26 protein-coding genes and 3 pseudogenes are annotated in these 23451 nt (G+C 69.5%); 15 read left to right on the top strand and 14 right to left on the bottom strand.

Annotation, left to right across the window (positions count from 1 at the left end; genetic code table 11):
* Positions 1-80: 80 nt before the first annotated feature.
* Positions 81-530, bottom strand: a pseudogene (locus K7C20_RS36010) (response regulator transcription factor); the annotation flags it as partial.
* A 433-nt stretch (positions 531-963) separates the two neighbouring features.
* Between K7C20_RS36010 and K7C20_RS36005 the strand changes: the two are divergent.
* Positions 964-1452, top strand: a complete 489-nt coding sequence (locus K7C20_RS36005; protein ID WP_048828565.1) for an SRPBCC family protein — start codon at positions 964-966, stop codon at positions 1450-1452.
* 133 nt (positions 1453-1585) lie between these two features.
* Complete coding sequence (locus K7C20_RS36000; protein WP_030075316.1) at positions 1586-2050, top strand: VOC family protein; 465 nt, start codon at positions 1586-1588, stop codon at positions 2048-2050.
* A 131-nt stretch (positions 2051-2181) separates the two neighbouring features.
* Here the strand turns inward: K7C20_RS36000 and K7C20_RS38725 are convergent.
* Both K7C20_RS38725 and K7C20_RS35990 read right to left on the bottom strand, forming a co-directional pair.
* Positions 2182-2379, bottom strand: a pseudogene (locus K7C20_RS38725) (transposase); the annotation flags it as partial.
* Positions 2380-2462: 83 nt separating this feature from the next.
* A complete protein-coding gene (locus tag K7C20_RS35990) occupies positions 2463-3413 on the bottom strand; it encodes a MerR family transcriptional regulator (RefSeq protein ID WP_245171433.1) in 951 nt (316 codons plus the stop codon).
* A 99-nt stretch (positions 3414-3512) separates the two neighbouring features.
* Between K7C20_RS35990 and K7C20_RS35985 the strand changes: the two genes are divergently transcribed.
* On the top strand, positions 3513-4304 hold the full coding sequence (locus K7C20_RS35985; protein WP_053209618.1) for an alpha/beta fold hydrolase: 792 nt from the start codon (positions 3513-3515) through the stop codon (positions 4302-4304).
* A gap of 47 nt (positions 4305-4351) precedes the next feature.
* Positions 4352-5071, top strand: coding sequence for a hypothetical protein (locus K7C20_RS35980; RefSeq protein ID WP_052414224.1), 720 nt, complete (start codon positions 4352-4354; stop codon positions 5069-5071).
* 273 nt (positions 5072-5344) lie between these two features.
* On the opposite strand, the gene K7C20_RS39565 is transcribed toward K7C20_RS35980, so the two are convergent.
* From K7C20_RS39565 to K7C20_RS35955, 5 genes are all read right to left on the bottom strand, one after another.
* Positions 5345-5524 carry a hypothetical protein gene (locus tag K7C20_RS39565; protein ID WP_030075322.1) on the bottom strand — a complete coding sequence of 60 codons (180 nt, stop codon included), beginning with the start codon at positions 5522-5524 and terminating at the stop codon, positions 5345-5347.
* Between the two features lie 90 nt (positions 5525-5614).
* On the bottom strand, positions 5615-6511 hold the full coding sequence (locus K7C20_RS35970; RefSeq protein ID WP_030075323.1) for an SDR family oxidoreductase: 897 nt from the start codon (positions 6509-6511) through the stop codon (positions 5615-5617).
* A 523-nt stretch (positions 6512-7034) separates the two neighbouring features.
* Entirely contained in the window at positions 7035-8879 is a 1845-nt protein-coding gene (gene ggt, locus K7C20_RS35965; RefSeq protein WP_053209617.1) for a gamma-glutamyltransferase, read from the bottom strand.
* 409 nt (positions 8880-9288) lie between these two features.
* Positions 9289-9720 (bottom strand): TIGR03668 family PPOX class F420-dependent oxidoreductase, encoded by a 432-nt coding sequence (locus K7C20_RS35960; protein ID WP_030075326.1) that lies wholly within the window; start codon positions 9718-9720, stop codon positions 9289-9291.
* Positions 9721-9736: 16 nt separating this feature from the next.
* Positions 9737-10561, bottom strand: coding sequence for an LLM class F420-dependent oxidoreductase (locus K7C20_RS35955; RefSeq protein WP_053209616.1), 825 nt, complete (start codon positions 10559-10561; stop codon positions 9737-9739).
* 466 nt (positions 10562-11027) lie between these two features.
* On the opposite strand from K7C20_RS35955, the gene K7C20_RS35950 reads away from it, so the two are divergent.
* From K7C20_RS35950 to K7C20_RS35940, 3 genes are all read left to right on the top strand, one after another.
* Complete coding sequence (locus K7C20_RS35950) at positions 11028-11981, top strand: SDR family NAD(P)-dependent oxidoreductase (protein WP_030075328.1); 954 nt, start codon at positions 11028-11030, stop codon at positions 11979-11981.
* A gap of 334 nt (positions 11982-12315) precedes the next feature.
* On the top strand, positions 12316-13086 hold the full coding sequence (locus K7C20_RS35945; protein WP_053209681.1) for a glutamate racemase: 771 nt from the start codon (positions 12316-12318) through the stop codon (positions 13084-13086).
* A gap of 257 nt (positions 13087-13343) precedes the next feature.
* Positions 13344-13832 carry a hypothetical protein gene (locus K7C20_RS35940; protein WP_030075331.1) on the top strand — a complete coding sequence of 163 codons (489 nt, stop codon included), beginning with the start codon at positions 13344-13346 and terminating at the stop codon, positions 13830-13832.
* 174 nt (positions 13833-14006) lie between these two features.
* On the opposite strand, the gene K7C20_RS35935 is transcribed toward K7C20_RS35940, so the two are convergent.
* Positions 14007-14504: a lamin tail domain-containing protein gene (locus K7C20_RS35935; RefSeq protein ID WP_030075332.1), complete on the bottom strand. Its 498-nt coding sequence runs from the start codon at positions 14502-14504 to the stop codon at positions 14007-14009.
* A 375-nt stretch (positions 14505-14879) separates the two neighbouring features.
* On the opposite strand from K7C20_RS35935, the gene K7C20_RS35930 reads away from it, so the two are divergent.
* The 5 genes from K7C20_RS35930 to K7C20_RS35910 all read left to right on the top strand — a co-directional run bounded on the left by K7C20_RS35930 (position 14880) and on the right by K7C20_RS35910 (position 17942).
* Positions 14880-15314 (top strand): hypothetical protein, encoded by a 435-nt coding sequence (locus K7C20_RS35930; RefSeq protein WP_048828566.1) that lies wholly within the window; start codon positions 14880-14882, stop codon positions 15312-15314.
* A gap of 144 nt (positions 15315-15458) precedes the next feature.
* Complete coding sequence (locus tag K7C20_RS35925) at positions 15459-15830, top strand: hypothetical protein (protein WP_048828567.1); 372 nt, start codon at positions 15459-15461, stop codon at positions 15828-15830.
* A 432-nt stretch (positions 15831-16262) separates the two neighbouring features.
* A complete protein-coding gene (locus tag K7C20_RS35920; RefSeq protein ID WP_053209615.1) occupies positions 16263-16757 on the top strand; it encodes a hypothetical protein in 495 nt (164 codons plus the stop codon).
* Positions 16754-17221, top strand: a complete 468-nt coding sequence (locus K7C20_RS35915; RefSeq protein WP_048828568.1) for a DUF2690 domain-containing protein — start codon at positions 16754-16756, stop codon at positions 17219-17221. Before K7C20_RS35920 ends, K7C20_RS35915 begins: the two co-directional genes overlap by 4 nt.
* Before the next feature lie 421 nt (positions 17222-17642).
* A complete protein-coding gene (locus K7C20_RS35910; protein WP_030075338.1) occupies positions 17643-17942 on the top strand; it encodes a hypothetical protein in 300 nt (99 codons plus the stop codon).
* A gap of 60 nt (positions 17943-18002) precedes the next feature.
* On the opposite strand, the pseudogene K7C20_RS38715 reads toward K7C20_RS35910, so the two are convergent.
* Positions 18003-18505, bottom strand: a pseudogene (locus K7C20_RS38715) (alpha/beta hydrolase); the annotation flags it as partial.
* 56 nt (positions 18506-18561) lie between these two features.
* Positions 18562-18759, bottom strand: a complete 198-nt coding sequence (locus K7C20_RS35900) for a hypothetical protein (protein WP_150127282.1) — start codon at positions 18757-18759, stop codon at positions 18562-18564.
* 254 nt (positions 18760-19013) lie between these two features.
* On the opposite strand from K7C20_RS35900, the gene K7C20_RS35895 reads away from it, so the two are divergent.
* The 3 genes from K7C20_RS35895 to K7C20_RS35885 all read left to right on the top strand — a co-directional run bounded on the left by K7C20_RS35895 (position 19014) and on the right by K7C20_RS35885 (position 20706).
* The gene (locus K7C20_RS35895; protein WP_245171430.1) at positions 19014-19559 is read left to right on the top strand and encodes an RNA polymerase sigma factor; all 546 of its coding nucleotides are present in this window, start codon (positions 19014-19016) and stop codon (positions 19557-19559) included.
* A complete protein-coding gene (locus K7C20_RS35890; RefSeq protein ID WP_030075340.1) occupies positions 19556-20221 on the top strand; it encodes a hypothetical protein in 666 nt (221 codons plus the stop codon). Before K7C20_RS35895 ends, K7C20_RS35890 begins: the two co-directional genes overlap by 4 nt.
* A 269-nt stretch (positions 20222-20490) precedes the next feature.
* Positions 20491-20706, top strand: a complete 216-nt coding sequence (locus tag K7C20_RS35885; RefSeq protein WP_030075341.1) for a hypothetical protein — start codon at positions 20491-20493, stop codon at positions 20704-20706.
* A gap of 146 nt (positions 20707-20852) precedes the next feature.
* Here K7C20_RS35885 and K7C20_RS35880 read toward each other — a convergent pair whose 3' ends face one another.
* The 3 genes from K7C20_RS35880 to K7C20_RS35870 form a co-directional block, all read right to left on the bottom strand.
* Positions 20853-21128 carry a hypothetical protein gene (locus tag K7C20_RS35880; RefSeq protein WP_030075343.1) on the bottom strand — a complete coding sequence of 92 codons (276 nt, stop codon included), beginning with the start codon at positions 21126-21128 and terminating at the stop codon, positions 20853-20855.
* A 697-nt stretch (positions 21129-21825) separates the two neighbouring features.
* Positions 21826-22422, bottom strand: a complete 597-nt coding sequence (locus K7C20_RS35875; protein ID WP_030075344.1) for a hypothetical protein — start codon at positions 22420-22422, stop codon at positions 21826-21828.
* A 74-nt stretch (positions 22423-22496) separates the two neighbouring features.
* Complete coding sequence (locus K7C20_RS35870; RefSeq protein WP_053209614.1) at positions 22497-23150, bottom strand: hypothetical protein; 654 nt, start codon at positions 23148-23150, stop codon at positions 22497-22499.
* Positions 23151-23451 lie beyond the last annotated feature (301 nt).

The following is a 23451-nucleotide window of genomic DNA, read 5'->3' as shown; positions in this document are numbered from 1 at the left end:
GGCGCTGAGGGCGGAGACGAAGAGAAAGGCGACGACCAGACGGGCCCGCAGCCCCCGGGGGAGGCCCGGCCGGCGGCGCCCCGGTCCATGGTGAGAGCGCCGTGGGTCTCGTACTGCGCCGCGAGGCCCGTACCGTCTGCCGGAGCGTCCGCCTGCGCCTGCGGGGAGGGCGCCACGCGGCGCAGCACAGCCCGCATCCGGGCCTCCAGCACCTCGCCGCTGGCCGGTTTGACGACGTAGTCATCCGCTCCGGCCTCCAGGCCGACCACCATGTCGATGTCGTCACCGCGCGCGGAGAGGATGATGATCGGGATCTGCCGGGCCTCCCGGATGCGGCGGCACACTTCGAGACCGCTCATGCGCGGCAGCATCAGATCGAGCAGGACCAGGTCGGGCCGGTACCGTTCGAGTGCGAGAAGCCCGGTCTCCCCGCTCGCAGCGGCCTCGATGTCGTGGCCACGCCGACAAAGCGCGAGGGAGACCCCCTTCTGCACCGCGGGATCGTCCTCGATCAGCAGAACTCTTGTCATGGCGTGCTTGTCATCTCCGGCCGGCGACTGAGCGAGAGAATCTGGAATGAACCACCTCAAAAGGTATGTTCGAGTCGCTCATGGCCATATTGACCGGACCGTGTGACGTGAGATTCCCCGTTTCGTGACGATTCGATGACGTTGTGGATTGCCGGGCGCGGACGGGGACGGGCGGTGGACGGGTACGGCCGGCGGACGGGTACGGCCCGTGGAGCGTCGCACCGCCCCCGGCACACGTCGCCGAGCCTGCCGGGTGCGCGTCTCCGGTCATGCGCAGCTGATCACCAGCCAAGTGAATCTTGCCGCCCCACAGGCGGAAACAACGGCGCGCGCACCGCCGATGCAACATCAGAGGTTGCGGACTCCTCCCCCCTCACGACCGGAGCGACGATCCGGCGATCGGACGGCATTGCCCGGTGGCTACGCTGAGCTCATGCCGAACTTCGAGGTCGTGACAGCCGTGGCCGCACCCCCGGACCAGGTGTTCGCGGTGTGCCTGGATGTACAGGCACACACCCGCTCTATGGCCTCTTCCTCGGAGCGGGCAGTGGACGGCAGGACCCGGGGCGAGCTGGCGCTCGGTGACACCGTGACTTTCCGGGCTCGCCATTTCGGCCTCACCTGGCGGCTCAAGGCCCGCATCACCTCGTACGACCGTCCCCGCCGTTTCGTGGACGAGCAGGAGTCCGGGCCCTTCAAGCGATGGCATCACGCCCACCACTTCGAGCCGGACGGCGCCGGTGGCACCGTGATGAGAGACGTCATCGACTTCGCTTCACCGCTGGGGCCCGTCGGACGTGCCGTCGACAGAATCCTCCTGAGCCGGTACATGCCCCACCTCATCAGAATGCGCAACGCCTACCTGGCCGGCACCTTCGAAGGCCGCCGGGCGGAAGCGGTTGACGGTGAAGCTGCATCGTGAGCCGGGCCCGGCCCCTATAACCGACACCCCCGGCGCCCGCCGGCCCCCTTCGCTCACCGAACACATCTGAACCACTCGACCGCGTGCGAGCGGCGACCCGCTGTGTCAGTGCCGTGGGCTATAAGTGGTGACCATGACCCCAACGCCCCTGCACTGGAAGCTCGTCGTCGACGCCCACGATCCGCACGCCCAGGCCGACTTCTGGGCGGCCACACTCGGCTACGAGATCGAGGACCACAGCGCCCTCATCGGCAAGCTCCTCGACCTCGGCGCCATCCCGCCCGAGATCCTCATCGAGCACCACGACCGGCGCGCCTGGCGGGACGCGGCGGCGGTACGCCACCCCGACGACCCGTACGACGCGGAGAGCGGCACGGGGCTGGGACGTCGGCTGCTCTTCAATCGCATCCCGCCGACGGAGAAGAAGACGACCAAGAATCGCCTGCATATCGACCTGCACGGCCCCGCGGGCGGGCGGGACACAGAGGTTGAGCGCCTCCGCGCCCTCGGCGCCCGGGTCCAGAGCCACGTCAAGGAGCAAGGCGGCGAGTGGGTGGTGATGACGGACCCGGAGGGCAACGAGTTCTGCGTGCACTAGGTCCGTCTTCAAAGATCACCTGGGACTTGCCCGGCCGATCATGTTCGCAGCCAGATGACGAGGGCTGCGGCAGTGGCGGTGCCGAGGTGGACGGAGCCGCGTTTGTCGTAGCGCGTGGCCACGGCCCGGTGCTCGGCTGCCCAGAGCCGGTGCCGTTCGTAGGCCGTCTTCCACGGCCCGAACCGTTCCGGCAGGTCACGCCACTGCACCCCGGTCCGCACTCGGTGCAGAATCCCGTCGATCACCTGACGGTGATCCCGCCACCGGCCACCACGCCCGTTGCTTACCGGCAGGAACGACCGTAGCCGTTCCCACTCGGCATCACTCAGATCCCCCGCTCCGTGTCCACATCAACGACTCGGACACCGATCAGAATCGGACACCGATCAGTCCCATGCTCGACGGACAACTCCTAGGCGGCGACCTGCGCGTCCAGCGCGGCGCGGAGCCAGTCGTCCATGGCGCCGATGGTCGGTTGCCGGGAAGCGGAGGGGAGTTCGCCGGCGAGTTGCCAGTAGCGGTCTATGAGGGGATGCGCAAACTGGGCCAGCTGGGCGCTGAGTTGGCGGCGGAAGGCAGGGGTGTCCCGCGCGTTGCGCAAGCCGGCGTGGGCGGCGACGAAACAGTCGAGGGCTTCGCCCGCGTGCGGGGGGCGTTGGGCTCGTACGTCTGCCGCGGCGAGCGCGCACGCCTCGACAAGCCCTTCGTAGAGGACGGCCGGGCGGCAGGCTCCGTCGGGGGTTCGGGTTGCGAGACGGCGGATGTTGATGTCGAGGACGCGGGTGTCGGTGGCGACGGCGTGAAGTCGGGCGAATGCCAGCACCTGGGACGGGGTCGGGTCGGCGGGGGGCTGCGGCACCGCCGCTTCGAGCAGCGTGGAGAGCAGGCGGGCCGGGAGCCGCGCGGGGAGTACGTGACGCCAGAAGCGAGCCAGAGCGTCCGTGTTGGGCGGGATGTTCACGGCACCGATCAGGCGCAGGCGGTCGGCGCGTTCCTCGGGGGTGCAGTCGCGGAGAAGGTGAAGGGCGGCCTCCCGCCAGCGCAGGGAGGACAGTTGCGTGCCGAGTTCTCGGAGCTGCCCCGCGACGGCGCCCTCCAGGGCGTCCGTTGCGCCCGGCACGTCCTCCTGGGCGAGGATCCGGTCGACTTGCGGCAGTGGCAGGTCGAGGGTGCGTAGCGAACGGATCAGGCGGAGTCGGTCCAGGGCCTCGGGGCCGTACCGACGGTGGCCCCCGGCGCTGCGGGTGGCCTCGGGCAGCAGACCGCGGTCCGAGTAGAAGCGGACGGTCTTGACGGTGACGCCTGCCTGCTCGGCGAGTTCGCCGATGCTCCACATGCCGTCAGGGGACGCGGACACGGTCATGTCTTGAACCTCCCTCAGGGGGAGTTCCTACCGTATCGGCATGCGCGGCCGGTTCAACGGGGGGGCGGCCGCGCAGCCAAGCTATGCGAGGAGGCGTTGATGACGGCGTATGTGCTGGTGCCGGGCGGTCATATGGGCGGCTGGCTGTGGCGGGACGTAGTGGATCGGCTACGGGAGCGGGGAGCAGAGGCCTACGCGGCCACGCTCACGGGCATGGGCGACCGCCGCCATCTGGCGGGCCCGGAAACGAACTTGGAGACACATATCGAGGATCTGGTGCAGCTCATCGATCACTTGGATGCGCCGGAGGTGGTGCTCGTCGCCCACTGTCACGGCAGCTTTCCGGCGCTGGGCGCCGCCGACCGGCGCCCGGAACGGGTGTCCCGGATCGTGTACGTGTCGGCGCCCCTGCCGATGGACGGCTACTCGGTGCACGGCCTGGTACGCGAATTCGAGCCCGATCCGGCGGTCCGCGACGGGTGGCGGCAACGGGCCGAACAGGCCGAGGACGGCTGGCGGCTCCCTCCGCCGTCACTCGACGACGCGCAGGCCCGGAGCAGCGTCGCGGGCGTCCCCGCAGACACGCTGGCCCGGCTCGTCCGCCTGGCTGCGCCGCAGCCGCTGGGTACGCTCACCCAGCCGCTCCAGCTGTCGGGGGCCGCCGCCAAGCTGCCGATGAGCGGCGTCTTCTGTACCGGCACGGGGATGAGCATCGCCATGGTCGAGTCCCTGGTGCGGTCGGGGGATCCGCGCTTCCAAGTGCTCACCGAGCCTCACGTCGCCTTCTTCGAACTCGACACCGGGCACTGGCCGATGCTCTCCGTCCCGGACGGGCTCGCCGGGGTGCTGCTCCGGGCTGCCGCGGGTGAAGGGCAGCGGGTGACTGCGTAGTCCTGCTCAGCGAGGGCGGCGGGCCGCCCGCCCTCGCTCTTGCAGCTGTGGCGGTTGGCCCGCAGGACGCGCTTCGGCGGCGCGGGCTCCGTCTGCCTCGGCACCACCACTGCCGCAGCCCTCGTCATCTGGCCCATGCCGCTGCGGACGAGCTGCTGAACTGGCTCGGCTTCGCCAACATCCAGCGGAACCCGAACGAGACCGTCACCGCCACTCCCGACAGCGTGCCCGGCTTCATCCTCACTCGCGGCACCGACAGCTTCGGCCGCTGCGTGGCCCTGGTCGGCCGCGGAGCCCCGCCGGCGGCCGGCGGCTATGAGATCGACGTCAAGGTGAAGCTGCTGAAGAAGACCGCCAACCACCACCTGCTCGCGGAGGGCCTGGTCTATCCCGCCTACTACACGGGCCTGCCCTCTGACCTGCGCGTCGAGCTGACGTCCGCCGTCCACCAGGCACAGGCCGCGCCCGACAAGGGCCTGTGGCCGAGCGACGTGACCATGGCCGGGGCGAAGGTCACCGGAATGTCCTCGATCACCAAGGACGTGGTGATCTTCCCGAAGCTGTTCCGCCGGCTGAAGGAGTACCTGGCGCTCGGCAACCCGTCGCCGGCCGGCTTCCCCGCCTTCTTGGCCGGGGCCGCGGACAGGTTCCGCATCCTGTCGACCAACACCTTCGTCGTCGGCCTCCACCATGTCGTCGAGATCACCAACGGTCAGACCCTGCGGTTGATCCAACCGGTCGAAGACCTCCTCTTCGACGAGAAGTGAGCCGCAGCCGCCCGGCTCGGAGTGCGTTTGGGATCAACAACGGCGGTGCAACGGGTGAGCGGTTCACTGCCCGGAGGTCCTGCGTGACGACAGGCCGTCCTGGGAGGCCGCCGACCGGTCGAGCGTTCCGGCCGACAACGGATCTCGCCCGGGGCGCCCACCTGCTGGCCGAACCCGGCCCCTCCCCCGCTGCTCACCGGTGGTGTCACATCGCCATGCTCACCGGCTTCGTCGCCGGGCACGTCGGCTACGACACAGTCCGCGGCCGCGGACTCATCCGACCGAGCCGCCGGCGAAGCCCGCTACCTCGCCGCCGTCGCCGACGACGGCCACCACCCGGAGCTCGCCGAAGCCCTCGCCACGCCCGGGATCTACTCCCCCCCGGACGCCACGTTCACCCGATTCCTCCACCGCCTGGTCGACGGCCTGGACACCGACCGATTCGGCTCCCACCCCCGCCACGCACCACCTGGCACCTGGCACCTGGCACCGCACCTGAGATCACGGGGGCGCCGGCACGCACGTTCCGCTCCCCACGCCCTGTCAGGTATCCCGGCGGGTGTGCGGCGTGCCGGCCACCTGATCCGCGCGGCCACCGGCGCCGAGGAGGCCTGTCTGTTCGAAGCGGGCCTTTTCGGCCAGACGGGGCAACTCGCGCCGCGAGATCCAGTTGACCAGCGATGGCAGCGCGGGGCGGACCGGCTGTGCGAGGCGCAGCCATGAAGGCATGTAGACAGCGGAGGCGCGGCGTTCGATCGCTGTGACCATACGTGCGGCGACCGTCTCGACAGGATGGACACGTCTGGCCGGTGACGGCATGTGGGCGCGTAGCTCCCGGAGTACGCCGTACTGGTCCGCGTCGCGGATCATGTCGGTATCGGTCCAGTTCAGGTAGGCGATGCCGACCCCGAGCCCTTGGTGGGCGAGTTCGGCACGAAGGCACTGGGCGAAGGACTCCACGCCGGCTTTGGAGGCGCAGTACGCGCTCATCATGGGCGCCGGCCCGAACGCGGCCGTCGAGGCGATCTGAAGGAAGTATCCGCGCGTGGCCAGCAGACTGGGCAGGAAGGTCCGGGCGGTGATGGCGCTGCCGATGAGGTTCACCTCGATGACCCGCCGCCAGGTGGCCGGATCCGAGCTGCCGAAGGGGCCGCCCTCGGCCACCCCGGCGTTGGCGACGACCACCGACGGCCGGCCGATGCGTTCGTGGATCTGCGCGGACACACGGTCCATCGCCTCGTCATGGGTGACGTCGACCTCGAAACAGTGCGTTTCGCCGGGCAGCGAGTCCGCCACCCGCGCGAGCGTTTCCTCCTCCCGCCCCAGGAGAACGACCCGCGCACCGCGGCGCGCAAGTTCCCGCACCATGCCCGCACCGAGACCGCGCGCGGCGCCCGTCACGACCGCGAGCCGGCCCGTCAAAGGAGTCTTGTTCCGCACGTCATTCTCCGAGGCAGGAGGGATAGCGGGAAGGCTGGAGGTTGCCTGCCGTCGGCCCGCTCGGGAGCGGGGCAGACATGTGATCACCATAGGCACGGCCCGGCGCGGACGGGCGGCATCGCAGGCAGATGGCTGACCCCCTGCCTGCGGCATCCGGATGACGGGTCACTCGGCAGTCGGGAACCGGCACCGGCGTGCGCGGCGTGCGCCGGTGGGGTGGTGGGGTGGTGCAGGGGTTGTCGGCCCGCCAGTAGGGGGTCGCCAACCAGTACCGCTCCCCCACCGGGGGCGGGGCCGCCTGAGGCTGCTGGGGGACTTTCGCAGACAGCAGCTCACGCACCCCACACAGGTCACCGGGCCACACAGATCACACACAGGTCACGCAGCCTGGCCACGCTCTGCCCCTGCGGAAGGCCGTAGGCCAACCGGAAGGCCGGAGGCCGACCCGAAGGCCTCCCCCGTACCAAGAGGCATCCCGCAAACAGACGTGTCCCCTCCGGGTGATGCCCGGAGGGGACCGGCTTCAGCGGGATTCGTTGAGCACCATGGCCGAACCGCCGCCACGGCGCCTGGGTTCGGCAACCGCCGTGACCTTGCCGTGCGTCAGGAACTCCAGGGCGGCCACCGCCCCGATCTCCGGTGACGGAGTGAAGGCCTTCGGGGCCAGGACGAACCGGTGGCCCATGCCTTCCAGCGTCTTGCGTTCGGGAGAGCTGAGGAACGCCGGTTCGGCTTCGGTCGCCGTCTGGTTCCGCTGCGAGAGGCGCGGTGCGGCGACTGCCGTCGGCAGCGACATGCCGAGGTCCAGACGGTTGACCAGGGTCTGCAGCACCGTCGTGATGATCGTGGCACCGCCCGGCGAACCGACAGCGATCATCGGCTTGCCGTCCCGCAGGACGATCGTCGGCGACATGCTGCTGCGCGGACGCTTGCCGGGTCCCGGGAGGTTCGGGTCCGGCGTCCCCTTGGTGAGCGGAGCGAAGTCGAAGTCGGTCAGTTCGTTGTTGAGGAGGAATCCGCGTCCGGGGACGGTGATGGCCGAGCCACCGGTCTGCTCGATCGTCAGGGTGTAGGAGACGACGTTGCCCCAGCGGTCCGAGGCCACCAGATGTGTGGTCGAGGGCCCTTCGTGCGGTTGCTTGTTGCCGGTCTTCCGGTCACAGCCCGAGCCCGGGTGGCGCGGGTCGGCGGGGGCCAGCGGGCTGGTCAGCGCCTTGTCGGAACGGATCAGGCAGGCCCGGTCCTTGGCGAACTCCTTGGAGAGCAGCGGCTTGGTGGGCACATCCGAGAATGCCGGGTCGCCCACCCAGCGGTTGCGGTCGGCGAAGGAGATCCGGCTGGCCTCCAGGTAGTGGTGCAGGGCCTGGCTCTTGTCGGCCTTCGAGAGGCGGAAGTTGTCCAGGATGTTCAGCGCCTCGCCCACCGTGGTGCCGCCGGCCGAGGACGGACCCATGGAGTAGACGTCCAGTCCGTGGTACTTGGTACGGGTCGGTTCCCTGCGTTCGACCTGGTAGCCGGCGAGGTCGGCCGCCTTCATGAGACCGGGGCGGGCCTTGTGCCGGGAGTCGGTAGCCATCGGCGGCTTCTGGACGGTCCGCACCACATCGCGCCCGACGGCACCGCGGTAGAGGGCGTCGACGCCCTCACGGGCGAGCTGCCGGTAGGTCCGGGCGAGATCGGGATTACGGAAGCGCGAGCCGACCACCGGGAGCTTGCCCTGGGGCAGGAAGAGGTCGGTGGTGGACTTGAAGTCGCGGAAGCGCTTCTCGTTCATGGCCGTCTGGGCCCGGAACTCGTCGTTGACCACGAAGCCGTCGTCGGCTATCCGGGTGGCCGGGCGCAGGGCCTTCGCCAGGGAGATCGTGCCCCAGTCCTTGAGGGCCTTGTTCCACGTCGCCGGGGTGCCGGGCACACCGACCGACAGGCCCGAGTTGATCACGTCCTCGGTGGGGAGGGGCTTGCCGGTCGAACGGTCGAGGAAGGAGTCCGAGCGCATGGTGCGCGGGGCGGTCTCCCGGCCGTCGATGGTGCGCACCTTCTTGGCCTTGGCGTCGTAGAAGACCATGTAGCCGCCACCCCCCACGCCTGCGGAGTAGGGCTCGACCACGCCGAGCGCGGAGGCGGTTGCCACGGCCGCGTCCACCGCGTTGCCTCCCTTGCGCAGCACCTCGAGCCCCGCCCGGGAGGCGTACGGGTTGACGCTGGAGACCGCGCCGCCGCTGCCGGTGGCCACGGCCTTCTTGGCGGGCGGCCGCTCCTTGGCGTCGGTGGCCGACGCGGCGCCGTTGACCTGGCAGGAGGTGGTGAGCAGGGAAAGACTGAGCGCAGCCGCTGACACGGCGACGACAGCGGCACGACGGACAGCCATAGGGCCTCCACGATTTCACTGTGATGCTGGCGAGAGGAATTCCCGAAACCCTGGCATCGCTCGTACAGAGGATCAACGCTGAGCTGCAAGGTTTGCGCGAGATCTGAGGTTTCCCGTCAGTAACCCGTTCGGGTGCCGGAGGTACCGAGAGCGGTACTCGGGCACAGCGGTGGCCTTGCCCGCCAGGGCACCGCACGCGGCGAGCGGCCACGCTCTCGCGGGGCGGGAAGCCTCGGCTCCGGCGAGCGCCCCGCAGACAACAGTCCCCGGCTGGACGGGGGAGACCAGCCGGGGACTACAAGGCGTGTGCCCCGTGCACCTCAGCCAAAACACGGAAGTTCCGTCGAGGTTCGCACCCCGCCGGTCACCGGGTGCACGACGAGCCTGCACGCCACCAGGGCAGCAGTCTTCAGGTGGCGTGCCACCCCGACCACCGAGCCACCGCGATTTCCACCACGGGCCCTTCCGGTAGGCGGCCTGCGTACTGCTGCGGGTACTTCCGCCCCAGCAGGCCCGCATACCGCGCCGACACGGCCGACCCCTCAGCCGGCGGCAGCACGACGGCCGTGCCATCCGCCCGCGCCCACCACAAGCGGTCCCAGTCCTCGTCGTAGTCGTCCACGAGCAGGCAGACCTCAGGATGGACGCGGATGTTGGCCAGCCGTTTCAGATGGACCGAGCGCTTCGGCTTGTGGTCCACGGCGAAGACCACGGTGTCACCGGTGAGGGCGAAGACCGCGGGGACCAGGTGCGGGCGGCCGAAGGCGTCCACGGTCGCGAGCCGGGCGATCCGGGCCCGCGCGAAGTACTCCCGTGCCTGACCGCTCGTCATCCTCGGCACTGCGACACCCGACGGCTCACCGGAAGCGCCGCGCGACGTCGGCGAGCTCGTCCAGGTACGGCAGCGTCTCGGCCGCCGGCATCGTCGGCAGGTAGAACAGCAACCGTTCCACATCGAGCTGGGTGTACTGCTCGATGGTCCCGGGGTCCTTGTCCACCGCGTAGACCGTCACCGGCACGTCCCGGCCCGCGATGCTCCTCATCCGGTCGATCTTCGGCCCCAGTTCCCGGGGCGGCAGGCTATTGGCCAGCCAGGCGTCGCCGAAGGCCGCCACCCGCTCGAAGGCGGCCTCTCCGCCACCCACGTAGAGGGGAGGGTGCGGGCGCTGAACCGGCTTCGGCCAGGAGTAGACGGGGTCGAAGTCGACGAACTCCCCGTGGAATTCGGCCTTCTCCTTGGCCCACAGCTCGCGCATGGCCTGTAGCCGCTCGTCGACGAGACGGCCTCTGGTGCGCGGGTTGGTCCCGTGGTTCTCCATCTCCTCCCTGTTCCAGCCGACACCGATCCCGAACACGGCTCGGCCCGCGGAGACAAGGTCGAGGGAGGCCACCTCCTTGGCCGTGATGATCGGGTCCCGCTGGGCCACCAGTGCGATGCCGGTGCCCAGCAGGATCCGCTCGGTCACCGCGGCGGCCGCGCTGAGCGCGACGAACGGGTCGAGGGTGCGGTAGTAGATCTCCGGCAGCTCACCACCGGCCGGGTACGGCGAGCGGCGGTCCACCGGGATGTGGGTGTGCTCGGCGATGAGCAAGGAGTCGAGCGCTCGCTCCTCGACGGCGCGCCCGAGCGCGGCGGGCGCGATGCCCTGGTCGGTGATGAAGGTTGACACACCGAACTTCACAGCGGCTCCCTCGGATTCCAGATGCTCGGATATGCAGGGTTCACGAGTCCGCGAGCGCGTAAGCCCACGGCCCCTAGCAGGTACCCCGATCGCCTCCGGCACAACAAACCGTGCAGCCGACCGAGCGACCACCGGCCGACCGGTGAGCGTTCCGAGCGCCGTACGCAGCGGACGCCGGGCCGGGCGCGCGCCGGCCGACGCGCGCGAGCGATGCCAAGGGGCGGCACACGACCGGTTCCGCTCGGCTCGCCGATGTCGGTCGGCTCGCAGGTGTCGGTCCGCTCGCCGATGTCGGTCGGCTGTCGGTGGCGGGCATCGCTCTATCGGCAGGGTGTCGGTGGTTGCGAGGACCATGAGACCTGGACGGCATCGGTAAGGAAGGGGACCCCTGCCCGCCGCCGGATCCGTCCGACAGATCACTCCCACAGATCGCTCCCACAGATCACTCCGAGCGCAAGGAGCTGCTATGACCACCTCCGTACTCAAGACCCGGCCATGGGACGTGCACCGGCTGCCGCGTGCCGAAGGCAAGAGCTTCCTGGTCACCGGAGGCAATGCGGGTATGGGGTATTTCATCGCCGAGCAGCTCGCCGGCACCGGGGCCACGGTCGTTCTCGGCAGTCGCGACACGGCGAAGGCCGAAGCCGCGATCGCTTCGATCAGTGCCCGCGTCCCCGGTGCCGAGCTGCGGCATCTGCGTCTCGACCTGGCCGACCTCGCCTCGCTCAAGACGTCCGTCGACGCGCTGGAGCTGGACCGCCTCGACGCGGTCGTCCACAACGCCGGCGTGGCGCTCGACCATCCACCGCGCCGGGAGACCAAGGACGGCCACGAGCTGATGCTCGCCACCAACCACCTCGGTCACTTCGCACTGACCAGCTGGCTCGCCCCGCTGCTCATGGCCGCGCCGGGGAGCCGGATCATCACGACGGGCAGCTTCGCGGCCAAGTCCGAACGCATGGACCTCGACGACCTCCAGAGCACACGCGACTACCGGCCCAAGCGCACCTACGGGCGGTCGAAGCTGGCCCAGATGCTCTTCGGCTTCGAGCTCGACCGCCGTCTGCGCGCTGCGGGCAGTACCACGCTGAGCGTGGTCGTCCATCCCGGCGGCGCGCTCGACTCCCTCACCCCGTCGCGCCCGCCGGTGCATTCCCGGACCACCGGCGAGCGGCTGCGCGGCCTACCGCTGGGCGCTCTCGTCCAGGGCAAGGAAGCAGGCGCGTGGCCCGCCGTCCGGGCCGTGCTCGACCCGGACGTCCGCGGCGGCCAGATGTGGGGACCCCGGGTGTTCGGGCTACGCGGTAGGCCCAGGCTCGAACCCGTCTGGGACCACCTGACCGACACCACGACCGCGGCACGCCTATGGGCCGCCGGCTGCGACCTGACCGGTGTCGATCCCACTTTCGGTCCCACGTAACAGTGCTCGCCCGCGACCCGTCTCTGCGCGGCCATGTTTCCCGTCAGCCGACCGCCTTGAGCACCGCAGTTGACCGCATCGGCCAACAGGTGTGCCCACAAACAGGAACGGCGTCGAGTCGGCCATACCACTCTCCCGGAATTGGCCATGCAGTCGGAGCCGATCGCCGTTGCACACTCGCCGCCAGTGCCATGGAGGCACGAGCACACCGGAGGCGACTGGCATGGCGCAGGACATTGTGGATCGCTACGACCGCGCACATAAGCACCGTCACGAGGGGCGCACCGCAGTTGCTCCGGCACCGGTCCATGGTCGCCGGGTGAAGATCGCGCTCATGGACGCCGGAATCGGACTGCTCGCGGCGGCAGCCGCGGTACGCCGGCTGCGCCCCGACGCCGATCTCATCCTCTCCTCGGACCCCGACGGCATGCCTTGGGGACCGCGCACCCCGGACGACGTCACGGCGCATGCCCTCGCCACCGCCGAAGCAGCCGCCGCGCACCACCCGCACGCGCTGATCGTCGCCTGCAACACCGCCTCCGTGCACGCCCTGCCCGCCCTGCGCGCCCGGCTGGAGCCGGATCTGCCGGTCATCGGTACGGTCCCGGCGATCAAGCCGGCCGCTTCGGGCGGCGGGCCCCTCGCCATCTGGGCCACCCCCGCCACCACCGGCAGCCCCTACCAGCGCGGTCTCATCCAGGAGTTCGCCGACGGAGTGGCGGTCACCGAGGTGCCGTGCCCCGGGCTCTCCGACGCCGTCGAGAACGCGGACGAGGCCGCTGTTGCCCTCGCGGTCGCCGCCGCAGCGGAGCGCACCCCGGACGACGTGAGGGCCCTCGTCCTGGGCTGCACTCATTACGAACTCGTCGCCGAGCGCATCCGCACCGCCGTCCAACGGCCCCGCCTGCCGCCGCTCGTCCTGCACGGCTCGGCCGGTGCGGTCGTCGCCCAGGCACTGCGCAGGATCGGCGAGCCACCCGCACCCGGCGCACCCGCAGAGGGCTCTGTGACCGTGATCCTCAGCGGACGTGCGGCGCCGCTTCCCGCACCGGCCCTGACGTACGCCGAGGGCCGACTGCTACAAACCGTCAGCCCCGCACGGTGAGTTCGCTTCAGAGCCGTGCCCGGAATCAGCAGCGGAGACCGACGATGGCCCAGCCGCGGCGGTCGTCTTCCGCTACGGCCTCGCCCCTCCCCTTCTCCGGGGCGGCGAAGGCCCGGCGGCCGGGGCATCGCAGTGGGTGGGAAGATCAAGAACTGGCGGTGTCCCGCGGACTGGGCGCGATCGCATCGACGAACTCGACGTACCGCCTCCCCACCAGGCGTCCGGCGTCCGGCAGTTCACTGACGAAGGGAAGCATCATGCCCGTCGGCGACTTCGAGGAATGGCGCACCGAGCTGCTGGCGACGGGCCGGATCGTCCTGGCCGGCGAGGGCGGAGTCACGGAGGAGGAAGCCGTGCGCCGATTTGATCGCTATCTGGAACTCGCGGACATGGTCGACGGTTCGGAAGGACCGGCAGCCGTCCGGGCACTGATCGCCTCACTTCAGGCCGACCAGGACTACGGGGCCTACCAAGCCGGCTTCGGCGCGCTGGAGCGCTTCCCCTCGATGGACCTCGCGCGGGGCGTGGCCTTGGCAGCGCCGGAAGTCGTCGGCATCCCGTCGGGCAACAGCGGCGAGGTCCTGCTGCTGCTCGCCGACAGCGATGACGAGGCGGTGCACGAGTTCAACACGGCCTGCAGCGACATGGAACCGGCCGTCAAGGACCAGCTGTCGGCGCTCATCGCGGAGCACGAGCGGGACGAATGGCTTGACGGCGAGCCTCGCGGCCGACTGCGCGTCGGCTGAGCCCGCTGAGCCGCTCGCAGGGGGCGAATCAGCAAAGACCGACGAACGGGCCGCCGGACGGGAACATGGCAGTGCGCCGCAGGTGCAGGAACCTGCGGCGCACCGTGTGGCCGGTGAGGCCGGCCCTCAGATCTCCGTTCTCACCGGCCGGTTGTGGGTGTGATCAGCCTGGCCTCAGTGACCGTGGTGACCGTGGTGACCGTGGTGACCGTGGCGGCCCCAGCTTTCGGAGTCGACGATCCGGCGGTGGTCGTTCCGGAGGTCCGCGGTGCCCCTGTGGTTGTCCCAGACGTAGTCGCGGCGGTCCTGGAAGACATCCCAGCGGTTGTCACGACCGATGCCCGTGTGGACACGGACCTGGGAGTGGCCGCCAAGGCGGACATTGCCGAAACGGTAGGTGTGGCCGGCGCGGTCCGACAGGCTCCAGCCGCGCAGGTTGACCGGCATCCGGCCGATGTTCTTCACCGTCACATACTCGGCGTTCAGGCTCCGGTTGGAGCGGTCGTCCCGCCCGGGGCTGTCGTACTGGATCGCACCGAGTACCACAGCCGACCGGTGGTGCGGGGCCGGAGTACGGCCATGGCCGGCCGCGGCCGCCGGAAGGACAGCGGTGGCCGCCAGAGCCACCGAACCGAGGACGGCGGCAGCGATACGCGAAGTGTTTTGGAGCACGAAAACCCCCTGGATACGGCACCCACTACCAGGTGCCGGAAACCGGATACCCGGCCGGTTTGACCGGGCCCCCACACAGTGACGCCCGGTCACACCTTGGCGGAAGAAATCCGGTTTGGTGTTACAAAACACAGACATATGCACAACCACACCACGCCAGGCGCACACTCCCCCGCGCCCACCAGCACAAACGCAACACCCCCTACACGCACCCAGGCCCCCCAAGGGGTTACCGCCGGTGCACAGCGCGGGCCGCCGGGCACCGTCCCCGGCTCCAGGTGCCCGCGACGAGCTCGATGCGCCGACGGCATGGCCTGCGCCGACATCCCGGAAAGCCGGTGACATGGCGGACTCGCCCCTCGTACGGTGCCTGCCATGACCACCGGACCGGCCATCGGACTCGCCCGCCCCGTACGGGGAGTGAAGGTGCACTCCCGTCAGACGCTCGGCGCCTGCGCCCCGACGTACGGGAAGGTGGAGCTGGACTTCGAGCCGTTGCCCTCGGGAGTCGACTCGTCCATCGCGTTCGCCTGCACTGCCTCGCCCGAACGGGCGCCGGAGTACGAAGAGTCGCTCGCCGCTGGCGTGCTGCGGGAACTGGCTGCCACGGACGCCGAGAACCCCGAAGCCCGCCGAAGCGCCCCGGTGAAGGCGCGGGTCATCGTGCGCGCCATGTCCTGGCACTGGGTCGACACCTGCGAGACGGTCTTCGTCCGCCTGGGCGCCCTCGCCGTACGAGAGGCACTGTGCTGCGTGGCGGAGGACCGCGAACCGCAGCTCGTCGAAACCCGGGTCGGGCTGTCCTCCTGACCCCGCTCTCGGCCGCACCTGCGGGCTGCGCTTCCCCGCAGCCCCAGCGCAGAGCGGCCGGTCGTGCTACTCAGGCCGCGGGTCACCCTGATCTGAGTACGGCGGCGGATACCGGCTGCCGGCGCGTTGCATAGCCTCCGTCACATGGAGAACATCAGCACCACTTCCGATTTCGGCTCAGACGTCCCGGACGGCTCCGGCGACCGTCCTCGGCGCACCGCGGCCGACTGGGGCTGGCTGACCGTTCTCGCCCTGGGAGTGCTGGTGGTGGGCTTCTTCGTGGCGGGCCTGGGGCCACTGTTCGCCATCGCCTGCGATTCGTGCCAGGACGGCGTTCGCAGCCCGCACCATTTTGATCTCCTGATCGCCGTCGCGTGGTACGGGGTGCCCCTTACGGCCATCGGGACGGTGGTGGGCATCTACCTGCCCCGGGGCGGCGGCCGGGTGGGCGCCATCGGCCTGGGCGTCCTGGTGGCGCTGCTGTTCGTGATGGTGCTCATCGGCCGGCTGGCGTGATCTCTATGGTGAGGCTGCCTGCCGGGCAAGGCGCGCCCGGCAGGCCCGCCCACTCCCTCCCCGCTGAACCGGCCGACGCGTGGAGGCGAGGGGCGCCGAGTACGAAGTGATCGCCGGCCCGCCCATCGTCCGGCGCCCGGCGTCCGGCATCCGGCATCCGGCATCCGGCATCCGGCATCCGGCATCCGGCATCCCACGATCGCTTCATGGGACATGGCGTCCCAGCAGCTCAGGGCCTACAGCGTCCCGCGGGATCGTCACCTGGCCGGTGGCTGTGTTCCGTCGGCGGCCCGGACGACATGATCGGTGCGGCGAGGCGGGGGCACTGTGCCGTCCGTCCCGGCCGGCCGACCTGCCGACGGACCGCCCCACCCCCGGAGCCGATCGGCGCCTCGCCTCGTCTCGCCTCGTCGTCACGAAGGGAAACCGCCTATGTCCACCCACCTGTCCGCTCGCAGCGGCCTCGTCGCCATGCTGGCCGCGGTCGCCATCGCCGCACCTGTCGTCACCGCCGAAACCGCGGCCGCCAGTGGTTCGAAGCTGACGCATGCGCAAGCCGCGAGCAAGTTGCGGGCGGCCGGTATCGCCTGGACCTCCAGCGGTCACTGCTCGAACCGCAACAACCGGCGATGCACCTCCTTCACGCGCATCAACTCCGGCACCATCAAGGGGATCATCACCTTCAAGCGGACCAGCCGCTGTGCGGTGACCATCACCGGCGGCACCGAGACCGGCCATGCATCGGGCCGGTACAGCCACTGGAACGGCTACAAGGTCGACATCAGTCCGACCGGTTGCGTCACGCGCTACATCAAGCACACGTTCCGGTACGCCGGGAAGCGTGGGGACGGCGCGCCCATGTACAAGTCCTCGACGGGCAACATCTACGCCCGGGAAAGCAGCCACTGGGACATCACCTACAAGTGACCGAGAGGGACGAGACCACCATGCGCACCCTCGTACGTCTCACGGTCACCGCAGCTGCCTCCCTCCTGTTGACCGTGCCCGGAACCGTGCCCGGGATCGCTGCTCCCGCCGGGGTCACAGCGCACTGCACAGGCAGCGGTTGCGCCGGGAAAAACCCCGCGGCCACCGGCTGCGACCACCATGCGCGCACTGTCCGACGCAGCGCCGGGATCGGTCCCCTGGTGGAGCTGCGCTACAGCTCGGCCTGCCGGGCGGCGTGGGTCCGCGTCACCCACGCACGGGGCGGTGACCGCATCGAGGCGCGGAACAAGGGCGGCGCCTGTAGGCGCAAGTCCTGTTACTCGACGACGGTGACGTCCGGCCGGTCCTCCGCGTACACCGCGATGGTGAACGACAAGGGAGTCAAGGCCTGGGGCTGCCTGCACCGGCGCAACGGCAACGTCGTGTGCACGGAGGCGTACTGACAGGCGTCCGGGCGGGGGCGCGGCGCACTCCGCGCCCCCGCCCGCAGGGGAACGAAAGCCCGCTGATCACAGGGCACTTGGCCGATCGCGAGACTCGGTCACTGCCGGCGGGGCGGCCCCTCGGCCACGTCCTGGGCCCTCGCCACGCGAAGCACTTCTAGGCAATTCTGGGCACTTCTGGGCACTTCTGGGCAACCGTCCCCACGGCGTCGACGAGCGTACGCAACATAGACTCCCCCTGCCGGTTCGTCCGCCGACCCCACCCGCAGAAAGGTGCCGCCGTGCCCGAGCAGTCCATGACCGCCCCCGCCCACGGCAGCTCCCGCTCCGTCGCTCTCACCGCCGTCGTACGCGCCGCCGCGCCGGTCTGAAACCACGCCCGCCGGTCCACCGAACCACCCGCAAAAGGACAACTCCACCCGTGAAGAAGAGCGCGATAGCCGGCGGCTGCATCCTCGGCCTCCTCGTGATCGCCGGCGCCTACCAAGGCAGTACCGCCGCCGGCAACCCGCTGACTCTCGCCGAATACGAGAAGATACGTGCGGGCAGCAGCGAGAAAATTCTGTTCACCTTTGCCAGCACCTGCCAACAGGACAGCGAAAAGCTCGCCGAGAGCTATCCGATCACCTGGACGTGTTACGGCGCCGACGGAAGCAGCAGCGCGGTGTTCTTCTATTCCGAGGGTGTGCTGTTCAGCAAGGCACAGACCGGGCTCACGTAAGCCCCCGTGCGCAAGATGGTCCGCGCCCACGACCGTCAACCATGCGCGAACTCGCCCGCCGACGTCACGGCCGAGATGCCGGGCGAAGAACCGGACCGCGCTGTCGGCCTCGAACCTGGGAAGCTCCTTATGCCTGCCCGCGTTGGCGTGCAACGTCTTTTCCTTCGAGGCGAAGGCGTCGAACAACGCGAGACCGGATGGGCGCGGGTGTGCTCGTCGTCCCACTGGAGGACGAACTCGACCGGAACGGTGATCTGTTTCGCCCTCTCGGCCAGGGAATCGTGCCAGAAGATACCGAAGACCGCAGCGGCGATCCTGGGTTCGATCGCCGCCAGCGGCACGCTCCGCCAGGTGCGCGTGGTAACGGACGACGATCGGGCAGACCGGCGCGCCCGCCGTCATTGCCTGCCGTAGGGCGGCGATCTCCCGCTCGTCGACCGTCGTGCGCGGCCGGCCGCCGTGACCGGGCGCGTCGATGGTGGCGACATGGAATCCGCAGGTGGTCACGAGGCGGTGTGCCGGCCCACCATCCCCGGCGCCTTTTTGTGCGTGCCGCCACCGTGACGCCGCTACCAACCGACCGTCCCCCTCCCCACCCCTTTTCCTGCTGACCGACAGCTCAACGCTTCCCGTCGCGGTCCGCCCAGGGCAAGGCAGCAACTTCTGTGGCTCCAACGGACGTTGTGACGAGGGCGATGTCACGTTTTGCCGTGCCGACCGCACTACTCAGCACAAGGATGAACGCGACAGCGTCCGTCAGCAGACGTTCGATGAAGGACTTGTGCATGGAGACGACGAGGGTGGTGTCTGCGATCACCGGCCGGGCCGTGTGTGGCGGACGCCTGTTGAGCGGGCGGGTGAGTCGGCGCGCATCGCTGCGGCGGGCAAGTCGGTGCGTATCGCCGCGACGGACGCGTATCGGTGAGCAGGAGCCGCCGTACAGGTGGATGCGCCGGGTTCCTCCGACGATCCGGCTCTCGGAGTGCTGCCCCGGCCGCCGCGAGATCATCGTGGGGGACGGTGCTCGTGAGGGGGACTGCGGTGGATGCTGATGCTCCACACCAATCCGCCGTGTCCGTGTCGCTGGTCTCCCCCGCGCCTCGGTTCCCGCCCGCGCCCGGGGAGAGCGGAGCCCGCTCCGAGTTCGCGGCCTGCTACGAGCAGGAGATCGTCCGGCTGACGCGTTTTGTGATGCACCTGGGGGCGGCGCCGCACGAGGCCGCCGACATAGCCCAGTCCGCGTTCGCGGTGGCATTCGAGCAGTGGGAGTCGATCCAGCATCCGAGAGCATGGCTGCGCACCGTGGCGCAGCGGAAGATGCAGGCGATGCGGTTTCCCCGCGAAGAGCTGACCGATCAGCTCCCGGACCTGCCAGGCGGCCGGTGTCCGGTGGACGCGGTGGAACTGAGCGAGGAAGAGGCTCGCGTCTACGAGGCGCTGAGCTGGCTGCCGGACCGGCAGCGGGAGGTCATGGCGTGGACGCTGGACGGATACAAGCCGCAGGAGATCGCGCGGTTGATGAAGGCGACACCGGAGGCGGTGCGACAGAACCTGCACCGCGGCCGGACGCTGCTGAAGAGGGCGCTGCTGAGCCCGGCGAGTGGAGGTGCACGGTGAGCGACAGCCGGCCGATGCAGCCCGGTGACGACTCCGATGCCCAGCTCGATGCACTCTTGACTGCAGCCGGAGAAGGGGTGCGTGAGCGGTTGGCGGACGCCATAGATGTCGACGCGGGCCGGGCCGCCATCTTCAAGGCGTCGGTGGTGGTTGAGGAAGTGCCGGCATGCAGTGAGCAGGACACCTCGCACTTGGCGTGGCTGCTGCCGTCCACCGGTGACTCCCTCATGCAGTGGCTGGCGGTCTCCGCTCCTGGTTATCTTCCGCAGCAGTTGGACAAGGCCTTGTCGACCATCAGGACCATGACCGTGGTGGGCCGGGCTCTTTTGCCGGAGTCCCTGCGTCCGTGCTGGGGGCTGGCCACCGACTTCCTCACCGACTGCCGGGACAATCTGGTCAGGCTGAAGACCGGGCTCGCCCATCGCGAACTCACCCGGGAAGAGGCTCTCACCCTGCAATATCGGGTCCGGACCGGGATCGGACAGGTGAGAGGAACCCTGCGCCAGGCCAACGGATCCACGCAGGGTCCCGATTCCGCCTGCGTCATCGAGCGCCTGATCTCCACCAGCGAGATGGTCCTGACGCTTCTGGGCTGGACCCGTCAGGGCATCGAGCAGCTCTTCGCGGACACCGAGCAAACGCTGCAATGCCCCACTCGATGAGGACAAACGCCACGGCGTCGCAGGTCAGAAGCTGAGGTTCACCACGCGGGCCCGCTGCTCCTGCCTCCGGCGGGGCGGCGGCCCGCGTGACCCGCCGCACCCCAGAGTGCGATACGCATCCCTGCCCACCGCATGCGGAGCGCCACCCCGCCCCTACCCACCGCATGCGGAGCGCCACCCCACTACCGCACCGCACCCGCCTGCCTGCCTGCCCCGCAATCCAAGGCATACCGCAAACCAAGGCATACCGAGCGAAGGACGACACCGACATGACCACCCACCCGAACCGCCCGCATCAGGATGACTCACACCGCGGCATGCGAGTGCAGCTGCTGCTGCTCACTCTCGGGTTCATCTCGGCGGCCGTGCTGGGCGTGGTCTACCTCAGCTACCAGCACCCTCGTCTCGCCGTCCCCCTCGGCACCGGCGGTGCGGTGGCCGCCGTCCTCGTCCCCCAGGCGATTGCCGGCTACAAGGGGCGATGAGACCGACCATCCGATGGGGGCCACGGACACGTCAGCGGTCGTCCAACGGGACAGAGGGCACCGCCCCCTGGCATGCGTGCGGTGCTCCTCGCCCTTCGCGAGGAGCACCGCACGTGGGCGTACCCGAGACGGTCAGCGAGCGGCCGTCAGTTGCCCGACGTCTCCGCCAGCCGGAAGGGCCCCGCGGCGCCGGGGCCGAACATCACCGGCAAGTTGCGCCCCCGTGGCACCACGACGAGCGGCTCTTCGCGGTACTCCCTGAGAAAGTTCTCCAGGGGCTCCCAGATGAGGCTTCGGTATCCCGACTCGCTCCGTTGGGGTTCGAAGGAGAGGGTCAGCGCAGAATCCGTTACGGTGACGCTCACGGCGTCCACTTCCAGCCACTCTCCACCGATCCAGGCTTCGAGCCTCACGTTTGACATGACGCAAGGGTGCCTTGCCTCCCACGTCACCCGCAAACCGCCCCGGCGGGACGCGCCCACACGGCGACTCTCCGCGTGAGTGGCCGGCTCCCGCAATCACTCACTCCTATGCCGACTTTCCCTCGCTGAGCACCGCGCATATCCCCTGTGCACGACGGCAGCGGGAGAACGTCGATCGCCCATACCCCGCACGGAAGTTGGTCGAGCTTCCCACCCCTCCCCGTCGGGCACGGGATCAGCGGACCGGCGACGGGAATGCGGCTCCTGCGGGACGCCACGCAGGAACTCAGCCTGCCGAGGGCATCCTGGACCAACCGGGCCGAACTCGAATTCTTCTCCCGTTCGCGTCATCCCCCGGTCGCGTCGCCCCCCGTTCCCGCCCCCGGCCCTGTCCTGCCCGGCGAGACAGAGCGCTTCAGATCGCGCCCTTCGCCCTTCGCCCTTCGCCCTTCGCCAGTCGCCAGTCGCCAGTCGCCAGTCGAAGCGTTCAGTTGCCGGGAGGGGCCGCGTGCCAGTAGACAAGGTCACCACAAGCTCATGCTCTCCACCTGGGTGCCGCTCCGCTCGCACCACCGGGCAAGGGCCCCCTCGGCGCCGAGGTAGCCTCCGGTGGGGCCATCGGGATCGGGACCGACCCGGGCCATGCGGATGGGCTCGCTCTCATCTCGCCGCCACGAGCGAGCCCGTCCCCCATGCCTTAGATTCCCGGATCCACCAGGTCCGGTTCCCCCTCCACCACCATCTTCCGGTGCTCCCCCTCGCCGAACAGTTCACCGATCACCATTCCCGGGAATTCGATCGGCTCTGTGCGGCCCTCCAGTGTCACCCGAACCCGCCACTGCTGCCCCCGGTGCTCCACCAGTACATCTGCCCACTCCCGCGACGGCGCCTCCACCCCGCGGAGCTCCGGGCCTCCCTCCGGCCCGTACTCCCTGAACGTATGGAGGAGCGGCAGTTCCCGTACCAGCCAGGCCAGATGAGCCCAGGCCGGAGAGGGCGGCTCCGGCATCCAGCGCATCTCGCTGCGCTCCGTATCCTCCGTCGGCACCACACCGGCCGCGCTGACCGGGGTCCGGGAATCAGCCTCCCGCACCTCGCGGAAGGCGAACGTCCGGCCGGCAATGTCCACGCGCATCAGCTCGATCCCCAGCGGGCCTCCCTTGAATGCCAGATCCGAGACCTTCGCAAGGAACTCGGCCGCCGCCTGGTCCTCCGCGTCCCGCACCCCGGTATCGGCCTCCGGCTCTCCCAGTGGCTCGTACGAGAACACGTACCGGTCGCTCCCCTTGCCCATACGCACCTTTCCTTCCCTGGTCGCGCAACGCCGCTCCGGGCACAATGCCCGAAGCGGCGTCCACGCAGACACGCTCACGAGGCGAGAGCCAGACGGCCCTTCTTCTCCTTCAGCGGCTTGTACGTGAACATGTACCGCTCCCCGTCCTTCGCCGGCGTGTTGAGCCCGGCCGAGGCCTTCGGGCGGAACTTCGTGTTCACCCATGTAGGGCACTTCACCGTGCCCTTGCAGAACGCCGTGACCGCACCGAAGTACTTGAACACACCATGGTCGCCCGTGGCGGTCATCGTCTCGTCCGTGGCCAGCAGCATCTTGCGCCGGTCAACGATCTTGCAGTTGCCGCTCTGACACTTGACCCGGTGCGCCCATCCGGTCAGGTTGTACCGCGGCCCCTTGACGTGGTCGATGTTGGGCGACTTGGCCAGCCACCCGATGAGCCCGTACTTGGTGATGTTGTGCTTCTTCTTGATTTTGGTCCAGCCGAAGCCGACCATCTTGCCCTTCTTGCCCCGCTTGTACTCGCCCAGACGCAGTGGCAGCTGACGGTTCTTGCTCCGGGAATAGTCGAACTCCTTCAACACCTTCATCCCGCTCACCCCCGCAGCCCCAGCGTCCTGCCCCTGGGCGGCCTGCACCGAAGCCACCCGGGCAGGCGCGGCACTCTGGGCGGCCTGCGCCGGCGCGGCCCCCGCCAGCAGCGCCGCCGACACCACACCGGCTGCCGCCATACGTATGTTCCTCATAGCCCCTCACAGTGATCGTCCCCGCACTTCCCCCGATGGGGCGGGGCACGGCAATCAACCTACGAAGGCCCTGACGCAGCGTCTATTGACTGTTCGGGCACTGCCCGCAAGGGAGGCGCGCTGTCATCCTCGGGCCTGGCACCGTGGCCCTTCGCCAGATCCACGGGCGCAGCGCCGACTACCGTTTTTCGACGCTCCTCGGTACACCCTCTGATCCACCCTCTGATCCACCCCCTAATCCACCCCTACAACCACTACGTTCACCCGGTCCCGTCACCACGTACCG

It is taken from the genome of Streptomyces decoyicus, assembly GCF_019880305.1.
GTDB lineage: Bacteria > Actinomycetota > Actinomycetes > Streptomycetales > Streptomycetaceae > Streptomyces > Streptomyces decoyicus.
Note: the sequence above shows the minus strand (reverse complement) of the source record. Positions and strands in the feature narration are given on the sequence as shown.